The organism is Marinobacter sediminicola (genome assembly GCF_031157525.1).
In the GTDB taxonomy this organism is placed as follows: Bacteria; Pseudomonadota; Gammaproteobacteria; order Pseudomonadales; family Oleiphilaceae; genus Marinobacter; species Marinobacter sediminicola.
This window is the reverse complement of sequence record NZ_JAVIXR010000002.1, coordinates 164524-182225: the sequence shown is the minus strand read 5'-3', so window position 1 is coordinate 182225 and position 17702 is coordinate 164524. Positions and strand designations below refer to the sequence as shown.

The window sequence follows — 17702 nt, the reverse complement described above, 5'->3', positions numbered from 1 at the left end:
TCACACTCCACTTACACGTTCGGGGCTATAGCTGCCGGCTGGAATTTCCAGCCATGCCGCCCTGCTAGTGGGACTTGCGAACTCGCAGATACCACTCTGCCAGCAGGCGTACCTGCTTCTCCGTGTAACCCCGGTCGACCATGCGTTCGACAAACTGTTTGTGCTTACTCTGATCCTCCTGGCTGGCTTTGGGGTTGAATGAAATAACCGGCAGCAGGTCTTCGGTGTTGGAGAACATCTTCTTCTCGATCACGCTGCGCAGTTTCTCGTAGCTGAGCCAGGAAGGGTTTTGTCCTTGATTATTGGCCCGGGCCCGCAATACAAAGTTGACCACCTCGTTGCGGAAGTCCTTCGGGTTGCTGATGCCCGCCGGCTTTTCGATTTTCTCCAGTTCCTCATTAATAGAGGAGCGATCGAGAATCTCGCCAGTTTCCGGGTCCCGGAATTCCTGATCCTGAATCCACAGGTCGGCATAGGTCACATAGCGGTCGAACAGGTTCTGCCCGTATTCGCTGTAGCTTTCCAGATAGGCTGTCTGGATCTCCTTGCCGATAAACTGAACGTAGTGTGGGGCCAGGAATTCCTTGATGAAGCGCAGGTAGCGCTCCTGAATTTCTGGCGCAAACTGCTCCTGTTCTATTTGCTTCTCGATCACATACAACAGATGGACCGGGTTGGCGGCCACTTCGGTGGTGTCGAAGTTGAACACCTTGGAGAGAATCTTGAATGCAAAGCGAGTCGAAAGGCCGTCCATACCTTCGTTAACGCCTGCTGCATCCCGGTATTCCTGAATGGATTTGGCTTTGGGGTCTGTGTCCTTGATGTTCTGTCCGTCGTAAACCCGCATTTTGGAGAAAATGCTGGAGTTTTCCGGGTCCTTGATCCGTGAAAGCACCGAAAACTGAGCCAACATATCCAGGGTGTCCGGAGCGCAGGGAGAGCCGGCAAGAGAGCTGTTTTTCAGCAGTTTTTTATAGATCTCGATCTCTTCTGTAACTCGCACGCAGTAGGGCACCTTGACGATATACACCCGATCAAGAAAGGCTTCGTTGTGCTTGTTGTTGCGGAAAGTTTGCCATTCCGACTCGTTGGAGTGCGCCAGAATTACACCATCGAATGGCACCGAACCCATGCCCTCGGTGGTGTTGTAATTGCCCTCTTGGGTTGCGGTTAACAATGGGTGCAGCACTTTGATGGGCGCTTTGAACATCTCCACAAATTCCATTAGCCCCTGATTGGCCTTACACAGACCACCACTGAAGCTGTAGGCATCCGGATCATCCTGGGAGTAGTCCTCCAGCATGCGGATGTTCACCTTGCCCACCAAGGCTGAAATGTCCTGGTTGTTGTCATCCCCCGGTTCTGTCTTCGATACGCCGATCTGGTCAAGAACAGAGGGGTACTTTTTCACAACGCGGAATTGGCCAATGTCGCCGCCAAACTCGTGCAGGCGCTTGACGGCCCAGGGCGACATAATGTTCTTCACGTAGCGCGCGGGGATTCCGTATTCTTCTTCCAGAATGGCAGCGTCTTCTGCCGGGTCAAAAAGCCCAAGGGGCGATTCGTTAAGCGGGGAACCCTTGATGGCGTAGAAGGGAACCTTCTGCATCAGGTATTTTAGTTTTTCCGCCAATGAGGATTTACCGCCGCCAACCGGCCCCAGCAGGTAAAGGATTTGTTTCTTTTCTTCCAGACCCTGAGCTGCGTGCCGATAAAAAGACACTATGTTTTCTACAGCTTCTTCCATGCCATAGAACTCGGAAAACTCCGGATATCGCTTGATGATTTTGTTGGAAAAAATGCGCGACAGGCGGGCGTCGCGGGAGGTATCGACAAATTCGGGTTCGCCGATGGCGATCAGTAATCGTTCTGCGGCCGTGGCGTAGGCCGTTGGATCCTTCTTGCAGATCTCGAGATATTCCTCGAGGCTGTATTCTTCTTCCTGGGTGCTCTCATACCGGTTTTTAAACTGCTGCAGTATGCTCATGGGTAGCCCCTCGCTCGCTGTTTTTCAGCTTTTAATACACGCAATATCCCCGTTGGAGTTACGGTCGCCCTGCTGGCGATTCGTTTTGGTTATGGGTGGATGGAATCAACATTTACGGCCGGCCGCGATCTGTGTCGGGTTTCGGCCTGCTCAACCTGAGCTTAGTTCACGGTCATCAAGTTGGACAGGCAGTAAATGGTTAAGGTTCATTAAATTATGTTATTGCAGAGGCTCCAGCCTCACCGTTTGGTAAGCTGGAAAACACTCTCCGTAGCACTGGCAAGGCCCTTACGTTTGGTGAACGGATTGTCGCTGGCAAGGGTGTTGGTAAGAACATGCTTGATGTCATAGTCGGCGCGGTAGAGCTCGTGAACTTCCTCATCGCTCACGTTGAATGGCGGCCCGGTGATGTTTGCGTTGTAATCCAAAGTAATGAGTAGAATACGAGTGTTATCGGGGATGATGGCCGTAAGATGGTCTACATAGGCCTTGCGCATTGAGGGGGGTAACGCGATCAAGGCCGCGCGGTCATATACCAAGCGGATGTGTTGCAGGTCAGCTGGCACCAGTTGAAAGAAATCACCACACCAGAGTTGCAGGCTGTCGTGCGCGAAGGTGGTAAATGGCTCGCTTGGGTGCACCATGGCCTTCTCGCCAGCCTCGGCAAAGAAATCCTTGCAGGCGATTTCGCTCAGCTCTACGCCGATGACCGGGTGCCCGCGATCATGCAGCCACCACATATCGTGGGCTTTGCCGCACAAAGGCACCAAAACACCCTCGGTGCCGCCGCCAGAGAGTTCGGGCCAGTGGTCGTACAGGTATTTGTTCACGGAGCCTTCGTGGAAACCGATTTCCTTTTTGCTCCAGCGTTCGTGCCAAAAGTCATGTTCCATGGTTGTCGCTCCCTTACTTGGACGTTTGATTCAGTCTACCCTAATCTTTGCGGATATTGACGAAGGACAAACCTATGAAAGCCGTGTTTCTTGATGTCACAACCCTTGGCAACGATGTAGATTTGACCCCCATTGAGCGGGTTACCGGCGGCATGGTGAAGCATGCCGCGACATCACCCGGTGACGTGCTTGAGCGAATTCGGGGCTTTGATACGGTGTTGGTGAACAAGGTGGTGCTTGCCCGGGAGCATATCGAACAATGCCCGGAGCTGAAAACCATAGCTGTTGTCGCCACCGGACTGAACAACGTGGATCTGAAGGCGGCCAAAGATCACGGCATTCGAGTGCTTAATGTTACGAATTACGGGCGTTCAACGGTGGCCCAGCACACCATGGCACTGATGCTGGCACTGGCAACTCGCCTGTTGGATTATGACCGCGATGTGAGGGCAGGGCGCTGGGGAAAAAGCGACATGTTTTGCCTGATGAACCACCCGATCCTGGAGCTGGAAGGCCGAACACTGGGTATCATCGGCTATGGCGACCTGGGGCAGGGGGTTGCTGAGCGGGCCAAAGCCTTTGGCATGAAGATACTGCTCGGTGCTCGCCCCGGGCAGGCGGCGGGGGAGGTTGACGGCTACTCGCGGATACCGCTTGATGAGTTGCTGCCACAGGCAGACGTGCTCTCGTTGCATTGCCTGCTCACGGAGGAAACCCGACATTTGATTGGTGCCCGAGAGTTACAGCTGATGAAGCCGGATGCCTTGCTGATTAACACAAGCCGCGGTGGTCTGGTAGATGAACAAGCGCTTGCTGATGCGCTTCGCAACGGGGTAATCGGAGGCGCGGGTTTTGATGTGCTGACCGAAGAGCCACCACGCAATGGGAATCCTTTGCTCGCTGATGATATTCCGAACCTGATTATTACACCGCACTCGGCATGGGCCAGCCGCGAAGCGCGGCAGCGGATTGTAGAGATTACCGCGCATAATCTTGCATCGGCTTCTTGATGGATCAGCGGGCAGGGGGCGATAGAGGGTGACAGGGGGGTATGGTTTGCAAGGTATGACGGTTTGATAAAACCTTGGCACGTGGTTTTTGCAGTCATTGCGACGGCCGTCCTTGCAGGATGTTCGACAGCACAGCATCGTGACCAGTTGGCCTTATTCAACTCAGCCTATGCTACTGGAGACTACAGCTCCGCACTGAAGGCTGTGAGCTTCAACGAGTCCAAAAACAAGCCTGTGGATGCCGAGGCACACCTGCTCGAATTGCTGCATCAGGGTGAAATGTACCGCCTGACCGATCGCAACAGTGAATCTATAGCGGCTTATGATCTGGCTGAAGAGGGAATGAAAAACCTCGACACGGCGGGGCTGCTTGAAAACACCGTGGAAGGGTTGATGGCGGTGATGGTTAACGACTCCGAGCGCGACTACAAGGCGCTGATGTCTGAGGCGGTTCTGGTCAACACCTATAAAGCACTGGCGTTTCTGGCTGAGGGCAATAATGACTACGCCAGAGTGGAATTTAATAGAGCCAATGATCGTACCCGCCGCGCCGTCGACTTTTTTCGCAAAGAAATCGCGGAGCAGCAAGCAGTGCTGAAAAATGAGGCCCGGAGCGGGAACGAAAAAGCCTCTATGGTTCAAAGCAGCCTCAACAGTAAAAGTTTTCAGTCGGCGGTCCATAATCGCTACGGATCATCCTCGACCTGGTCGGTTTTTCCCGAGTTTATTGTGCCTGCAAGCACCTGGCTCCATGGCATCTATTTCCTGGCGAATGCCGAAGGCGGAGCTGATTACGAACGTGCTGCCACCTCACTCAAACGGGTGGCAGAAATGAGCCCACAAAGCGTGATGCTGCAAGCCGATGCAGATTTGGCCACGGGCTTTGCCTCAGGCGCCCAGAGCCTCGCAGCCCTGCCTTCCCAGGTATGGGTTGTGTATGAAAACGGGCTCGGCCCGGTTCTTCGAGAAGCGCGCCTGGATGTGCCTCTGCTGCTGCTTCACGGCAATCAGCAAGTGCCGGCCTATTTTGGTATCGCGCTACCAGAATACGCTGAGCGCTCTGCTATACCTGGAAGTATTGGTGTATCAGACGCAGCTGGCCAGGTGATACAAACAGAACGAATTTCGGATATGGGCAAGGTGTTTCGTACTGAAATGAAAGAGCGCTTTCCGGGTGTGTTGGCCCGGGCCGTTACATCGGCGATTGGCAAGGCGGTTCTGCAAAAGGAAGCTGCAGACCAGTTCGGCCCAATAGGGCAGCTTTTCGCGACTGTATTAACTATCGCAACAACCCAGGCCGACTTGCGCAGTTGGCAGGCATTGCCCAACCATTGGCAGGCCGCTCGCATTGACCGCCCGGACGATGGGCGCCTGACACTGCTGGGTCATCGGGGAGAAGTATTGGGCAACCTGGAAGTTCCACAGCAGCCCTTTACCTTGGTATATGTTAAACAACCGACCATACAGGCGCCGGCAACGGTCATAATCATGGATTTGCAGGGTAAAAGGAATGCTACGTTTGCACGCTTTCCCAAGGAGCATGAACCTTAACGGGTTTCCCGGATCAAGTAGTTCAATACACCAGAAAAGCAGGATGTTCGTTATGAAATCGTTAGTCTTCGCCAGCATGCTGGTTCTTGGTTTGGCGGGCTGTGCCACTCAACCAGAAACCAACAGTACAATGATCGACCGACAAGAACTGAGGGTCGATCCCGAAGTGGTCTACACCGCAGATGTAACAGAGCTCTTTAAATCGAGGCTGACACTGCCCGATGGCGGCAGCCTTCTGCAAGTGCAGTTCGCAGTAGAAGCGAGATCAGACACTGAGCTGGGGTGGAAGGTTACCTGGTTTGATGACATCGGTATGGTGGTGAAGGGTGTCGGCGAGAGCTACCGCCAAGCGACATTGCTAACCGGTCAGACTCGATATTTCAAAGCGACCGCTCCGCATTCACGAGCTACCAGCTTCCAGTTACATCTTCGCGAACCCAAATAAAAGGAAAAACCAATGTTGATACGTGCCCTTGCCATCTCTGTAGGTATTGCCGTTTTGGCCGGCTGTGCCGCGCCCACTCGTTATATTGATCCGGCTGCAGACGATGGCCCTGTAGCAATGACCATGGATTACCGGGACTTTGAACAAGCGGCAACCGACGCAGTAGAAGATATGCTTTCCAGCGGTGCCGTGAACAACCCGGACGGCAGCCGTTACATCATGGTGGTAAGCCGCATAACCAACGACACCATGCAGCGCATTGATACCGACCAGCTCACCAAGAAAATCCGCGTATCACTGCTGCGCTCAGGCAAGGTTGTGACTACCACCGCTGTTGGTCTCAACGGTGCTGAAGATGAAATGAATATGAAGGCGCGTGAATTGCGCGGTTCGGAAGAGTTTGATCAGTCTGGTGTACAGCGCAAAGGCACGCTTCAGGCACCTGACCTGAGCCTTTCCGGCAAGATTCTCCAGCGTAACCACAAGGTAGGAAAAGAACAGCAGGTGGAATATTACATCCAGCTGTCTTTGACAGAGCTGGCATCCGGCCTGGCCATTTGGGAAGGTGAAACCCCTATCATCAAACGGGGGTCTGACAAGTCGGTTACCTGGTAGCCTGTTTTCCTTAAAACAGAAAAGTAGGCCATACTGATTCCGTTTCGTATCCGTTGAGGGTACTTTCTCGTTGCATCAGATAAAACAGGACGTTAAGTGGCCTCCTTTCAATTCAAAGAACGACTCCAGGCAGCAGAAACATGGATTCTTGCAAACCCGAATCCGCCGCAAACCTGGCCTTGGACCCTGTTATATAAGGCCGGGCGTTCCATTTATGCGCTCATACGTGATGTTGTCAGCGGCCAGTTAACTTTGCATGCCATGAGCCTGGTATACACCACGCTGTTGAGTATTGTGCCGCTGCTGGCTTTGAGTTTTTCAGTGCTGAAAGCGTTGGGTGTGCATCAGCGTATGGAACCTTTCCTGTTTCAGTTCTTTCAGCCCATGGGGCCTGAAGGCGTTGAGATGGCGGAGCGTATACTCGGCTTCGTCGACAACATGAAGGTGGGGGTGCTGGGTTCTGTGGGCCTGGCTCTGCTCGTATACACCGTGGTGTCGCTGGTGCAGAAAATAGAGCGATCGTTCAATATGATCTGGCGGGTGCCAGAAATGCGCTCGGTGGCTCAGCGTTTCAGTAACTACCTGAGCGTTATCATGGTCGGGCCACTTTTGATGGTGTCGGCTATTGGCGTAAGCGCGACGATTTTCTCTTCATCGTTTGTTCAAACCCTGATTGCCATTGAGCCGTTTGGCTCACTGATTCTTGTGCTTAGTCGCTTTACGCCGTTCTTTCTGGTGGTGGGCGCATTCACCTTCGTCTATGTGTTTATGCCTAACACCCGCGTAAAGCTACGGTATGCGTTTATTGGTGGCCTGGTGGCCGGGGTTTCCTGGCAGGCTGGTGGAATGTTGTTTGCGTCGTTTGTCGCAGGTTCTGCCAAGTACGCGGCGATATACTCCAGCTTTGCGATCGGCATTATCATGCTGACCTGGATATATCTGAACTGGATGATTCTGCTTTTGGGCGCCAGCCTGGCGTTCTACTTGCAAAACCCGGGTTCGGTTGCCAAGCGCAGTCATGTTCAACTGTCTCCAGAGCTTCAGGAAAAGGTTGCCTTGGCGATGATGTGGCTGGTGGCTCGCCCGTTCAGTGAGGGCGGAAAAGCACCGCAGCAGGAGGTTCTGGAGCAATCCTTACGAGTACCGGGAGAGGTTACGCGAGGCGTAAGTGACAAGCTGATTCGTGCCGGCATGCTCACGCTTGCTGGACGCCAAGGTGATCAGTTGGTACCAGGGCGGGCGTTGGACCTTATTACGGTGGGGGATGTGCTGAAAGCCGTGCGCCATGACGAGGATCGCGTAGTTGATCGGCTGCCTCCGGTGTTTCCCCCTGAATTGCTCAAAGGCGAGCGGGAGAATGAATCCACCACGTTTGCTGCCTTGCTCAAAAATGGCATTGCCGCAGAGGTTAGCCCCGAGCGCCTTCGCTGAGCGCGGCTTTCAAGGCTGCCCGCACGCGGCCTGTCTGTTCAGAGTTAAGACTTATGATTTTCTCCAGGTCTTCTTCAGGCAGGTTGCGTTGGTGGGCGTGGCGCAATACTTCACGGCTGCCTAGCACCATACCATCCACCAGTGTTGCTCCGTCCCGAGCGGGCGCTGGGCGTTCTGCAGACAAAAGGTACGCGTGGTATTTGGGTGGAAGCCCCCACTCACTTGCAATCACCTGAGACGCTACCCACTGGTAGCGTGCCAGCGCTGTGCGAATCAACACCATATCCGGTTCCCCGGCGCCAGGCTGAGCCTTACAGATATGCTGCAGCTCCCTGCGAAGGGTAATATAGGATAGTGCCGGTAGCAGACCAACGGTGAAGCATGTGCTTGCATCCTCCCCACGAAGTTTTGCTATAAACTCTGCTGCTCGAGCGCAAGTAAGGCCCCATTGCCAGGCTCGCTGGGCAAACAGTGCTTCCCGGCTATTTCGGGCCGCCATCATGGGGCGCATAACGGCCGCTGAAATCACGTTCCGTATACCATCAATACCAAGGATGAATACAGCTTGGTCGACGGATTCAATGGTGTGATCGCCGGTGCGGAAATAAGGGCTGTTGGCAATCTGCAGTATTTGATTGGTGAGAGCGGGGTCACCCAGAATAATCTGACTCAGCTTCTGCCGGTCGCCGGACTCGTCCGAAAGCGCTCTCATAAGCATGGGGAGCGTCATGGGCTGCCGTGGCAGCTCTTTCATTTTTCTGTTCGAGAGGCGGTATTCGAGCTCTTGAAGAGCGCGTTCGGATAACGATTGTTCATCGCGCAGCTTGGAGGGGCCGGTATCGAGTAGCCAGCAGAAGAGGTTTTCTTCAAGTTGCATCGTCAGGCTTTGTGCGGTCTGGACTGATTCGGTGGGCTCAGCAGTTTTTGCAGGATTGAACAGCCGCGCCTCAGGAGCCGGAGGAGATGGCGGTTGTTCGGTTTTAAAAAATCCTGCTATCCAGGAAAAGAAGCCTGGCATCCAATGCCTCCGGGTGAATCAGTCGTGAAACTGTACGTGCCTGCAACTTGCAGTATAGGGGGCCATTGTTGCATTGCACAGGCCAAACCGTTGCTGCCAGTAAACTATTTAGATCACTGCTCCACCGAATACAAAAATGAGCTGGCAGACACCTGCCGAAAAACCAAGAAATGCGCCCACAAGAATCAGCTTGATTTCGTCTTCCTGGAAGCACGGGCGGAGCAAATCCTGAAACTCTTCCGATGACAGGGCAATCATTCGCTCCACCATAATGGCTTCGACCGCCCGGGCTCGGTCAGTTTGAAACATCGGGTTGTTAAAGGATGTTTTTGATATCTCGATGGCCTTTTCGCCCACCTGGTTTTTCAAGGTGGCAAAGCCGGTTGGGCCGAATGCCATTTGGGTTAGCGCTTTGCCCATACCCGCGGTTTCATCCACCAGTGGCTTGATGTGTTTCTTCACCATGTTGCGTGCGCGATCGCCCTTTGGGCCTTCCATGATGGCGCCTATGATGTTGCCAACCGTGAGGATTTCGTGGGTGATGATGTGGCAGAACGATTGAGCCACTTCGGGTTGGCGCTTGAGGAATAGACCTTGAATATTGAACGGGCCAATCTTTTTTGCATGGAGCGGCCGGAAGATAACGTTCAGTGCAATCCAGTTAGTTGCCCAGCCCACCAGCAAACCGAAAAATGGCAGTACCCACCAGCTTTGGTAGGCATACCACACAGCCATTTGAATAAGGCCGAACAGGAAGCCGAAATAGAAGCCGGAGTTCACAATAAAACGAAACTCTGCATCGCCGCACTCGAGGAAGATGCGGTTCAGAAGCTGCTTGTCGGCTGATAATTTTTCGATGGTCATGGTTTTGATATCGAGCAGATCTTCGATGTTGTTGGCAATATCGTCGACCAGGTTGTCCACGAGTTGCGGTGTGGATCTGCGTACCCTGTCGTAGACCATTTTTCGAGCAGAGGCGGGTAGGTTCTCCCAGAATGTCGGGTACTCCCGCAGCATCATTTCATCCACATATTCTTCGATGCGGGGCTCAACCGAGTGGACAATGTGAGCGGCGAGTACCTTTGGGTCAATCTGCTCGAAAATTTCCCGCACAGTGCCGATTTTGGAAATGGTGGCATCTACGGCGATGGCAGCCATTTTCTCGGCTTTTGATGGAATAATGCCCTGCCAGCCCAGCAGCGGAGGTTTGCCAATAAACTCCAGGGGGAAGAAGGTCATTTTGATGGCCAGCCAGTTAGTGATCCAGCCAATCAGGGCGGCAATAACGGGAATACTGAGGTATTGCCAGAATTCAGGGTTGTTTAACAGGCTTGTCATCCGGAGGGTGCACTCGCTTTTTTGTTTGTGTCTGCGGGTTGAAGCATGTTTGGAAGGTGCGCGGCTGTCAATGACCTAAAAGCCCGCCCGGGATGGCGGAATGATCTAGCCTGCCATGTCACCCCATAGCCACTGACACAAAGCCATGGCGGCAACGGGTGCTGTTTCTGTTCTAAGCACTCTCGGGCCGAGAGCCACAGGCAAAAATCCCTCTTTCTCCGCTTGGGCAATTTCATCGGCGGAGAGACCGCCCTCGGGCCCGATCATCAGGGCTACGCTGGCAGGCTTGGCCACAGAGCCCAGCGACTGTTCCGTGCGGTGATGCAGAACCAGCCGCAGGTCGCAGGTACGGCTGTGTTCCAGCCATTGCGCTACGGTCATAACTGGCAGGATTTCCGGGATGCGAGCACGGCCGCATTGTTCTGCAGCGCTTATGGCCATCGCCTGCCATTGCCGCAAACGTTTGTCTTCCCGGTCGCCTTTCAGTTTTACCTCACAACGCTCAGTGGTGAGCGGCACGATTTGCGAAACCCCCATTTCCACCGCTTTCTGAATGGCATAATCCATGCGATCACCCTTGGATAACGTTTGTCCGAGGGTGATCTGCAAGGGAGATTCGGTATGGTTGGGCTCGGGTGCCGCTACAAGTACTTCAACACGCTTCTTCCCGGCTTCCGTGATGGTTGCCGGGTAATCCTGGCCATCCCCGTTGAAGAGCCTCAAAGCCTGCCCGGGCTGCATGCGCAGCACCCGGCCGACATGCTGGGCCGCATTCTCATCCAGATCTGCGTGAGAGGCTTCGCTCAAGAGCGAATCGGTATAAATTCTGGGGATGCGCATTCGTGTGTACCTTAATCAGTCCCTAACGGCGATATCGATGCCTTCGGTCGCAACCTGAGCCAGATGGCGTATCTGATCTTCAGTGATAACGTAAGGCGGCATGAAGTAAACCACATTACCCAGGGGACGAAGCAAGGCCTGACGCGTGAGAGAGTGCTGATAAACCCGAACACCCCGGCGCTCCTGCCAGGGGAAGGGGGTCTTCGACGCCCTGTTTTTCACCATTTCTATCGCCAGGGTCATTCCGTGCTGGCGGATATCCCCCACATTGGGGTGATCGGCAAGGTGAGCTACGGAATCAGCCATGCAGGTCGAGAGTCTGCGGTTGTTTTCAATAACGTTATCATCCCGGAAGATGTCGAGTGTGGCCAGTGCCACGGCACAGCCAATGGGGTTGCCGGTGTAGCTGTGGCTGTGCAGGAATGCTTTAAGGGTTTCATAATCATCGTAAAAAGCGTTGTAAACGGTGTCCGTTGTCAGCACAACCGAGAGGGGTAGGTAGCCGGCGGTAAGGCCTTTAGATAAACACATGAAGTCTGGCGTAATGCCGGATTGCTCGCACGCAAACAGGGTGCCGGTGCGGCCAAAGCCCACGGCAATTTCATCCGCAATCAAATGCACGCCATAGCGATCACAGGCTTCCCGCAACTTGGTGTGGTAAATCGGGTGGTGCATGCGCATGCCACCGGCGCACTGAATCAGCGGCTCCACCACAACTGCACAGATTTCATCGTGCTTTTCTTCCAGTAGCTTTTCCATGGCCTCAAACTGGCGCAGGGCATAGGCCTCGTCTGTTTCGCCTTCTTCCTTGTTGTAGGCATCGGGCGATGGCGCTGTCAGCACTTCCATCAGTAGTGGCTGGTAGGTGTCCTTGTACAAAGCTACATCCCCCAGCGCCAAAGCACCCAGGGTTTCACCGTGATAACTGTTGCTCAGGTTAACGAAGTTCTTTTTGCTGGGTTTGCCCTGGTTCTTCCAGTAGTGGAAGCTCATCTTGAGCGCGGCTTCGATGGCCGATGACCCGTTGTCAGCGTAGAAGCATTTGTTAAGGCCTTCAGGGGTCACCTCAATCAGCCGTTCGGAAAGGTTAACTACGGGTTCGTGGGTGAATCCGGCAAGAATAACGTGCTCCAATTCGCCAATCTGCTTCTGGATGGCTGCGTTAATTCTGGGGTTGGAGTGTCCGAACAGGTTAACCCACCAAGAGCTGACTGCATCGATAAACCGATTGTTTTCAAAGTCCTCCAGCCAAACACCTTCGCCCCGTTTGATAGGCACCAGCGGGATGGTTTCGTGATCTTTCATCTGGGTGCAGGGGTGCCATACAGATTTGAGGCCGCGGGCGATGAGATCGGCATTGCGCATAGAGAGTCTCCGGTAAGGCGATGGTTCTGAACAAGTAATGTGTTGGCTGTTAACCAGTGTGGATAATACAGTTAACGGCGACTACTGACTACCGTGCCAAAGGGTATCGATCGGTAGGCCAATGCGCGCATCAGGCTCTGGGAAGACAATTCCTGAAAAATAAAACAGAGGCGAGTTCAATATGGAAGTTCAACTGACCCATCCTTATCAGGCAGGCATTAAACAAGTGCTTGGGGCATTCTTCAGCGAGGATCATATCCTTGAACGAAATGCCTTGTTGGGCTCCCGTAACGTGCGTGTTGCAGAGCTGGAAAAGGGCGATTCTACGGCGAAGTTGGTGATTGAGCGGGAAGTGACAACCTCTCAGGCAGTGCCGGGTTTTCTGTCGCACTTTCATCGTGAGTGGAATCAGGTGAGGCAAGAAGAGCACTGGTTTCGCAAAAGCGACAGCGAATGGCATTGCGAATTCCGTGTTCACGTTGAAGGTGTGCCGGCGAAAATCAAAGGCATGATGAGGCTGGAAGGCTCAGATGAAGCCTGCACCAATCACGTTACCCTGAGCGTGCGCTGTGATGTGCCGCTGGTGGGCAAAAAGATTGCAGCATTTCTGAGAGACGACTCACACGCCAAAATAGAGCGTGAGTACGAAACCATACAACAATTGCTATAATGCGCGATCACGGATGAAAACAACGCAAAGGATGCGGTATGAGCAAACCAGTAGTGCTTCTCGGAGACTTGGGCTCTGACCACCAGGGCTTCCCTCCCACACCGGTACTCGCCGGCTCCCCCGATGTATTGATAGATGGCAAGCCAGTAGCCCGTGTGGGCGATCCACTGGCACCACACTCCAAACCGAAACATCCTCCACATCCTCGCGCCATTGCTGCCGGTTCGGGCACTGTGCTGATTAATGGAATGCCTGCCGCTGTAACCGGCGGGGCTATTACGTGTGGTGGTGTGACGATTGGTACTGGGTCAGTAGTTGTTGGCAGCTAATACAGATTCGGGGTGTTTGTTGATTTTTCGGTAACGTACACAATAAAGCCCTCGTTTCTGGGGGTTATCAAACACGTCGTCTGGCTTTCCTTCCTCCACAATCTGGCCTTGGTGAATGTAGATCACACGGTCGGCCACTTCCCGAACGAAGCCCATTTCGTGGGTGACTATCACCCTCATTTTCTTTTCCCTCCTGATGAACGATTAGAAAATCGTCGGTAGCGGGTGCTCCTTCAGGCTCGCCGTCTTTATAAATAGTCTTCAGTCGCAGACGGATATTGTCGGAGGTGATCGCGCATAACACAGAGATCTGGTTCAGGAGCTGGAAAAATGTCGCATTATCGCCCTTATCCGTCGATTTTTGATAATTAGCCATGTCGGTTTGTGAGTGACACTGATGCACATGCCGATAACAGCTCGTATGGAACTTTATTCACATCGACTTTTCGGCAAAAGGCGAATTAAAGCAAAAACAATAGTCGAAAGCCGGAGTGATTCTATCCATGTTATCTACACGTTTCCTGCACCCTAAATCCATTGCTGTTTTTGGCGGTCGTGAAGCAAAAAAAGTGATTGAACAATGCGGAGCGGTTGGCTTCACCGGAGAGATTTGGCCGGTTCACCCTAAGCATGATGAAATTTCCGGCCGTAAAGTTTATCGATCAGTAGCCGAGTTACCCGGTAGCCCTGATGCGGCCTATATTGCGGTTAACCGCGATTTGAGTATCCAAATTGTAGCTGAACTGGCGGCTCGGGACGCAGGTGGAGCAGTGTGTTATGCCACGGGGTTCTCTGAAGCCGGTGAGGCTGGAAAAGCCCTTGAGCAGAGCCTGTTGCGAGCCGCCGGCAGCATGTCGTTGTTGGGCCCGAATTGCTACGGCTTTCTGAACTACATTCAGGGCGCCATGATGTGGCCGGACCAGCAGGGTGGCCGTCGGGTAGACCGCGGCGTTGCCTTTATCACCATGTCCAGCAATATCGCTTTTAACCTCACGATGCAGCGCCGCGGCTTGCCAGTGTCTTACTTGGTGTCACTGGGCAACCGGCTCAAGTTTGATCTTCACGATGCAATTACCACCTTTGCCCAGCAGGATGAAGTGTCGGCGATTGGATTATATGTCGAGGGAATATCCGACCCACGGGCCTTTCAGCAGGCCGCCGAGATTGCTCGCCAGTTTGGCAAGCCTATTGTTGCCCTGAAATCCGGCCATTCAGAAATTGCCAGTCAGGTGGTGATGTCTCATACCGCAGCCTTGAGTGGTTCCGATTCCTTAATCGATGTGTTGTTTGAACGCTCCGGGGTCGCTCGGGTGAGCTCGCTGGAAACTCTGGTTGAAACCTTGAAGTTGTTGCATGTGCACGGCCCCCTCAGCGGTGTTCGAGTCGGCGCGATGAGCACGTCTGGAGGCGATATGTCTATTTTGGCTGATGCCATAAGCAAGACATCGCTGACGCTACCGCCACTGTCAGACAGCGGAGCTATGGCTTTAAAGCGGGTTGTGCACGAGCGAATGGTGGTAGCTAACCCGTTGGATTACCAACTGTTTGATTGGGGTGATCGGGAAGGCTTGCGACGCACCTACGAGGCGTTTATGAACGAAGGCTTCGATCTGGCGATCAGCATGCTGGATCTGCCTCGAGAAGATCGCTGTGACGCTTCTGATTGGGAAAGTGCGGAGGCGGCCATCATCGAGGCAGCCAAAAGCCTGCGATATCCGGCCGCCGTAATGTCAACGCTTTCTGACAACCTGCCAGAAACGCTGTCGTTGCGGTTGCTTGATCACGGCATTGCGCCACTGAATGGCATTCAGGCGGCAATCCCCGCCGTTGAGGCGGCTGCCAGGATAGGCCAGCTCTGGGCCTGCAAGGAGCCCTCGCAGTTAATTCTGCCAGGCGCCTCCATTGAAATGGCGGGTGAGCATGTTATTGACGAAGCACGTGCCAAAGAAGCGTTATCGACGTATGGCTTGAGCGTGCCGAGGTTCCGAGTGGTGGCGTCGGCGACCGAGGGTGTCGTTGCGGCCGAAGAACTGGGTTATCCGGTGGCTGTCAAAGCTTTAGGTATCGCCCACAAAACTGATGTTGGTGGTGTCCGGTTAAACCTGGCTTGCCCTGTCGAAGTTACAGCAGCAGTGACACATATGTTGGCGATGGGTCGCAATGTTTTGATAGAGAGCATGGTTTCCGGCAGCGTCGCCGAACTGATTGTAGGGGTCAGTCGCGATGAACAGTTCGGCCTGCATCTGGTGGTGGGTGCTGGTGGCATTCTGGTGGAATTGCTCAAGGACAGTCAGCCCTTGCTGTTGCCAACCAACCGCACCGAGGTGGAGAAGGCGTTGCGCTCACTGCAGACCTCTAGCCTGCTGTTCGGTTTTCGCGGGCGGCCGGAGGCAGATCTGGAGGCTGTGATCGATGCGGTCATGGCGATTGCGGCCTACGCCGAACGCCACGCGGACTCACTGATTGAACTCGACGTTAACCCACTGATGGTGTTGCCGGAAGGGCAGGGAGTGGTCGCTGCGGACGCCCTGATCCGGTGTGTTCCCGGCCATCATCAAACCACTCAACCCGTGAATTTTTCTGACACTCAGGAGACTGTCCAATGAGTGAATTTCTGGAGCTGGAACGTCGTGGGGCTGTGCTTGAGATTACCCTTAGCCGCCCTAAAGCCAACACCATTGATATCCCCCTTAGCCTTGAGCTGGGACGCGTCTTTGCAGAATTTCGCGATGATCCGGAATTGCGGGTTGCCATCATGACCGGTGCGGGTGATCGCTTTTATTCTGCGGGCTGGGATCTGAATGCGGTCGCCGAGGGCGAGGAGTACATAGGCGATTTTGGTGAAGGTGGCTTTGCCGGTTTCCCCGAAATGAAAGACCTCAACAAGCCGGTGATTTGTGCGGTGAATGGTATGGCGGTCGGCGCCGGATTTGAAATGCTGATGCGGGCTGATTTTGTGGTGGCGGCTGAGCACGCCGAGTTTTTGCTGCCGGAAGTGCATATCGGCATTGCACCGGATATTGGCACCTTTATGTTGCCCAAACTACTGACCCGACAACGGGCGATGGAAGTGCTGATGACCGGGCGCCGGTTTTCGGCCCAGCGAATGGCGGCCTGGGGTTTGGTGAATCAGGTTGTGCCGGGATCGGAGTTGATGAGCGCAGCGCGGGCGCTGGCTGAGAGCTTGTTGAAAGCTGCCCCCTTGTCACTGGCAGCGATCAAAGAGGTGGTCAACAGTACCGAAACCAGCACTTTTGCGGAATGTTATGAGCGCTTGCGCACAGACACCTGGCCGGCGTTCAAAACCATGCTGGAAAGCGATGACTCGATGGAAGGAGCCAAAGCATTTGGCGAGGGCCGTGAGCCCCGCTGGGTTGGCGAATAAATATCGATTTCAAAATTCAGAACAAGAAAGGAATATACCGATGTCCGAATATCTGCACGCTGTGCGTAATGGCGAAATTTTCGAAATCACTCTGGATAAACCCAAAGGCAATGCTGTCAGCGCGGAGCTGAGTAGTGATATGGGCAAGTTATTCGCGGAGTTCCGTGATGACCCTTCGCTGCGGGTGGCCATTCTTACTGGTGCCGGGGAGAAGTTTTTCTGTGGTGGTTGGGACTTGAGTTCGGTCGCCGAAGGGGAAGAGTTCATCGGCGATTTTGGTGAAGGTGGTTTCGGCGGCTTTATTGAACTGCCGAACCTGAACAAGCCGGTTATTTGTGCGGTTAATGGTTACGCCATCGGTGCCGGCTTCGAAATGCTGCTGCGTTCAGACTTTGTTGTGGCCGACGAATCCGCGCAGTTCTGGTTGCCGGAGGCGCAACTGGGGGTTGCTCCAGATGTGGCTACCTTCTTGCTGCCAAAATTGCTGCCGCGACAAAAGGCCTTTTCCATTCTGATGACTGCACAGCGTCTATCCGCGCAAGAGCTTATGGACCTTGGCTTGGTTAACACCGTTGTGCCCAAGGGCGAGGCCATGTCCGCCGCCCGTGAGTTGGCACATGAGCTGATCAAGGCTGCACCACTTTCTTTGGCGGCCATCAAGGAAGCGATCGAACTGACAGAAGGTCTGACCTTCGCTGAGAGTTATGCGGCCCTGCGGGCAAAAGAGTGGCCGGCATTTATGGCTATGCTCGACAGCAAAGATGCTCAAGAGGGCGCCAAAGCGTTTCTTGAAGGGCGAGCCCCTAAGTGGACTGGACAATAACA

The 17702-nt window shown here is 53.9% G+C and carries 16 protein-coding genes and 1 pseudogene; 10 read left to right on the top strand and 7 right to left on the bottom strand.

Going from position 1 to position 17702, the window contains the following annotated elements; all coding sequences use genetic code 11:
* Positions 1-64 precede the first annotated feature (64 nt).
* A complete protein-coding gene (locus RG807_RS03550) occupies positions 65-1987 on the bottom strand; it encodes a PrkA family serine protein kinase (RefSeq protein WP_309043653.1) in 1923 nt (640 codons plus the stop codon).
* Positions 1988-2226: 239 nt separating this feature from the next.
* Complete coding sequence (gene tmpT, locus RG807_RS03545; RefSeq protein WP_309043652.1) at positions 2227-2880, bottom strand: thiopurine S-methyltransferase; 654 nt, start codon at positions 2878-2880, stop codon at positions 2227-2229.
* 74 nt (positions 2881-2954) lie between these two features.
* Here tmpT and RG807_RS03540 point away from each other — a divergent pair, with 74 nt between their 5' ends.
* From RG807_RS03540 to RG807_RS03520, 5 genes are all read left to right on the top strand, one after another.
* The gene (locus RG807_RS03540; protein ID WP_309043651.1) at positions 2955-3890 is read left to right on the top strand and encodes a D-2-hydroxyacid dehydrogenase; all 936 of its coding nucleotides are present in this window, start codon (positions 2955-2957) and stop codon (positions 3888-3890) included.
* Between the two features lie 63 nt (positions 3891-3953).
* Entirely contained in the window at positions 3954-5441 is a 1488-nt protein-coding gene (locus tag RG807_RS03535; RefSeq protein ID WP_309043650.1) for a COG3014 family protein, read from the top strand.
* A 52-nt stretch (positions 5442-5493) separates the two neighbouring features.
* Positions 5494-5886 carry a YcfL family putative periplasmic lipoprotein gene (locus RG807_RS03530; protein ID WP_309043649.1) on the top strand — a complete coding sequence of 131 codons (393 nt, stop codon included), beginning with the start codon at positions 5494-5496 and terminating at the stop codon, positions 5884-5886.
* Between the two features lie 12 nt (positions 5887-5898).
* Positions 5899-6501 (top strand): penicillin-binding protein activator LpoB, encoded by a 603-nt coding sequence (gene lpoB, locus RG807_RS03525; protein WP_309043648.1) that lies wholly within the window; start codon positions 5899-5901, stop codon positions 6499-6501.
* 96 nt (positions 6502-6597) lie between these two features.
* Positions 6598-7932, top strand: a complete 1335-nt coding sequence (locus RG807_RS03520) for a YihY/virulence factor BrkB family protein (RefSeq protein ID WP_309043647.1) — start codon at positions 6598-6600, stop codon at positions 7930-7932.
* Here RG807_RS03520 and RG807_RS03515 read toward each other — a convergent pair.
* From RG807_RS03515 to RG807_RS03500, 4 genes are all read right to left on the bottom strand, one after another.
* Positions 7910-8950: an HDOD domain-containing protein gene (locus RG807_RS03515; RefSeq protein ID WP_309043646.1), complete on the bottom strand. Its 1041-nt coding sequence runs from the start codon at positions 8948-8950 to the stop codon at positions 7910-7912. The two genes, RG807_RS03520 and RG807_RS03515, sit on opposite strands and share 23 nt — an antisense overlap.
* 108 nt (positions 8951-9058) lie before the next feature.
* Positions 9059-10288 carry a DUF445 domain-containing protein gene (locus RG807_RS03510; protein ID WP_298448948.1) on the bottom strand — a complete coding sequence of 410 codons (1230 nt, stop codon included), beginning with the start codon at positions 10286-10288 and terminating at the stop codon, positions 9059-9061.
* A gap of 105 nt (positions 10289-10393) precedes the next feature.
* Positions 10394-11128: a 16S rRNA (uracil(1498)-N(3))-methyltransferase gene (locus RG807_RS03505; protein WP_309043645.1), complete on the bottom strand. Its 735-nt coding sequence runs from the start codon at positions 11126-11128 to the stop codon at positions 10394-10396.
* 15 nt (positions 11129-11143) lie between these two features.
* Positions 11144-12493, bottom strand: coding sequence for an adenosylmethionine--8-amino-7-oxononanoate transaminase (locus RG807_RS03500; RefSeq protein ID WP_309043644.1), 1350 nt, complete (start codon positions 12491-12493; stop codon positions 11144-11146).
* A 181-nt stretch (positions 12494-12674) separates the two neighbouring features.
* On the opposite strand from RG807_RS03500, the gene RG807_RS03495 reads away from it, so the two are divergent.
* Positions 12675-13163 (top strand): DUF2505 domain-containing protein, encoded by a 489-nt coding sequence (locus RG807_RS03495; RefSeq protein WP_309043643.1) that lies wholly within the window; start codon positions 12675-12677, stop codon positions 13161-13163.
* A gap of 38 nt (positions 13164-13201) precedes the next feature.
* A complete protein-coding gene (locus tag RG807_RS03490) occupies positions 13202-13492 on the top strand; it encodes a type VI secretion system PAAR protein (RefSeq protein WP_309043642.1) in 291 nt (96 codons plus the stop codon).
* Here RG807_RS03490 and RG807_RS03485 read toward each other — a convergent pair.
* Positions 13472-13663 (bottom strand): annotated as a pseudogene (locus tag RG807_RS03485) (hypothetical protein); the annotation flags it as partial. The gene RG807_RS03490 and the pseudogene RG807_RS03485 sit on opposite strands and share 21 nt — an antisense overlap.
* A gap of 332 nt (positions 13664-13995) precedes the next feature.
* Between RG807_RS03485 and RG807_RS03480 the strand changes: the two are divergent.
* From RG807_RS03480 to RG807_RS03470, 3 genes are read left to right on the top strand one after another with little or no spacing between them, the layout of a single operon-like run.
* Positions 13996-16098, top strand: a complete 2103-nt coding sequence (locus RG807_RS03480; protein WP_309043641.1) for an acetate--CoA ligase family protein — start codon at positions 13996-13998, stop codon at positions 16096-16098.
* On the top strand, positions 16095-16877 hold the full coding sequence (locus RG807_RS03475) for an enoyl-CoA hydratase-related protein (protein WP_309043640.1): 783 nt from the start codon (positions 16095-16097) through the stop codon (positions 16875-16877). The genes RG807_RS03480 and RG807_RS03475 overlap by 4 nt, the downstream gene beginning before the upstream one ends.
* Before the next feature lie 40 nt (positions 16878-16917).
* A complete protein-coding gene (locus RG807_RS03470; protein ID WP_309043639.1) occupies positions 16918-17700 on the top strand; it encodes an enoyl-CoA hydratase-related protein in 783 nt (260 codons plus the stop codon).
* Positions 17701-17702: the final 2 nt, after the last annotated feature.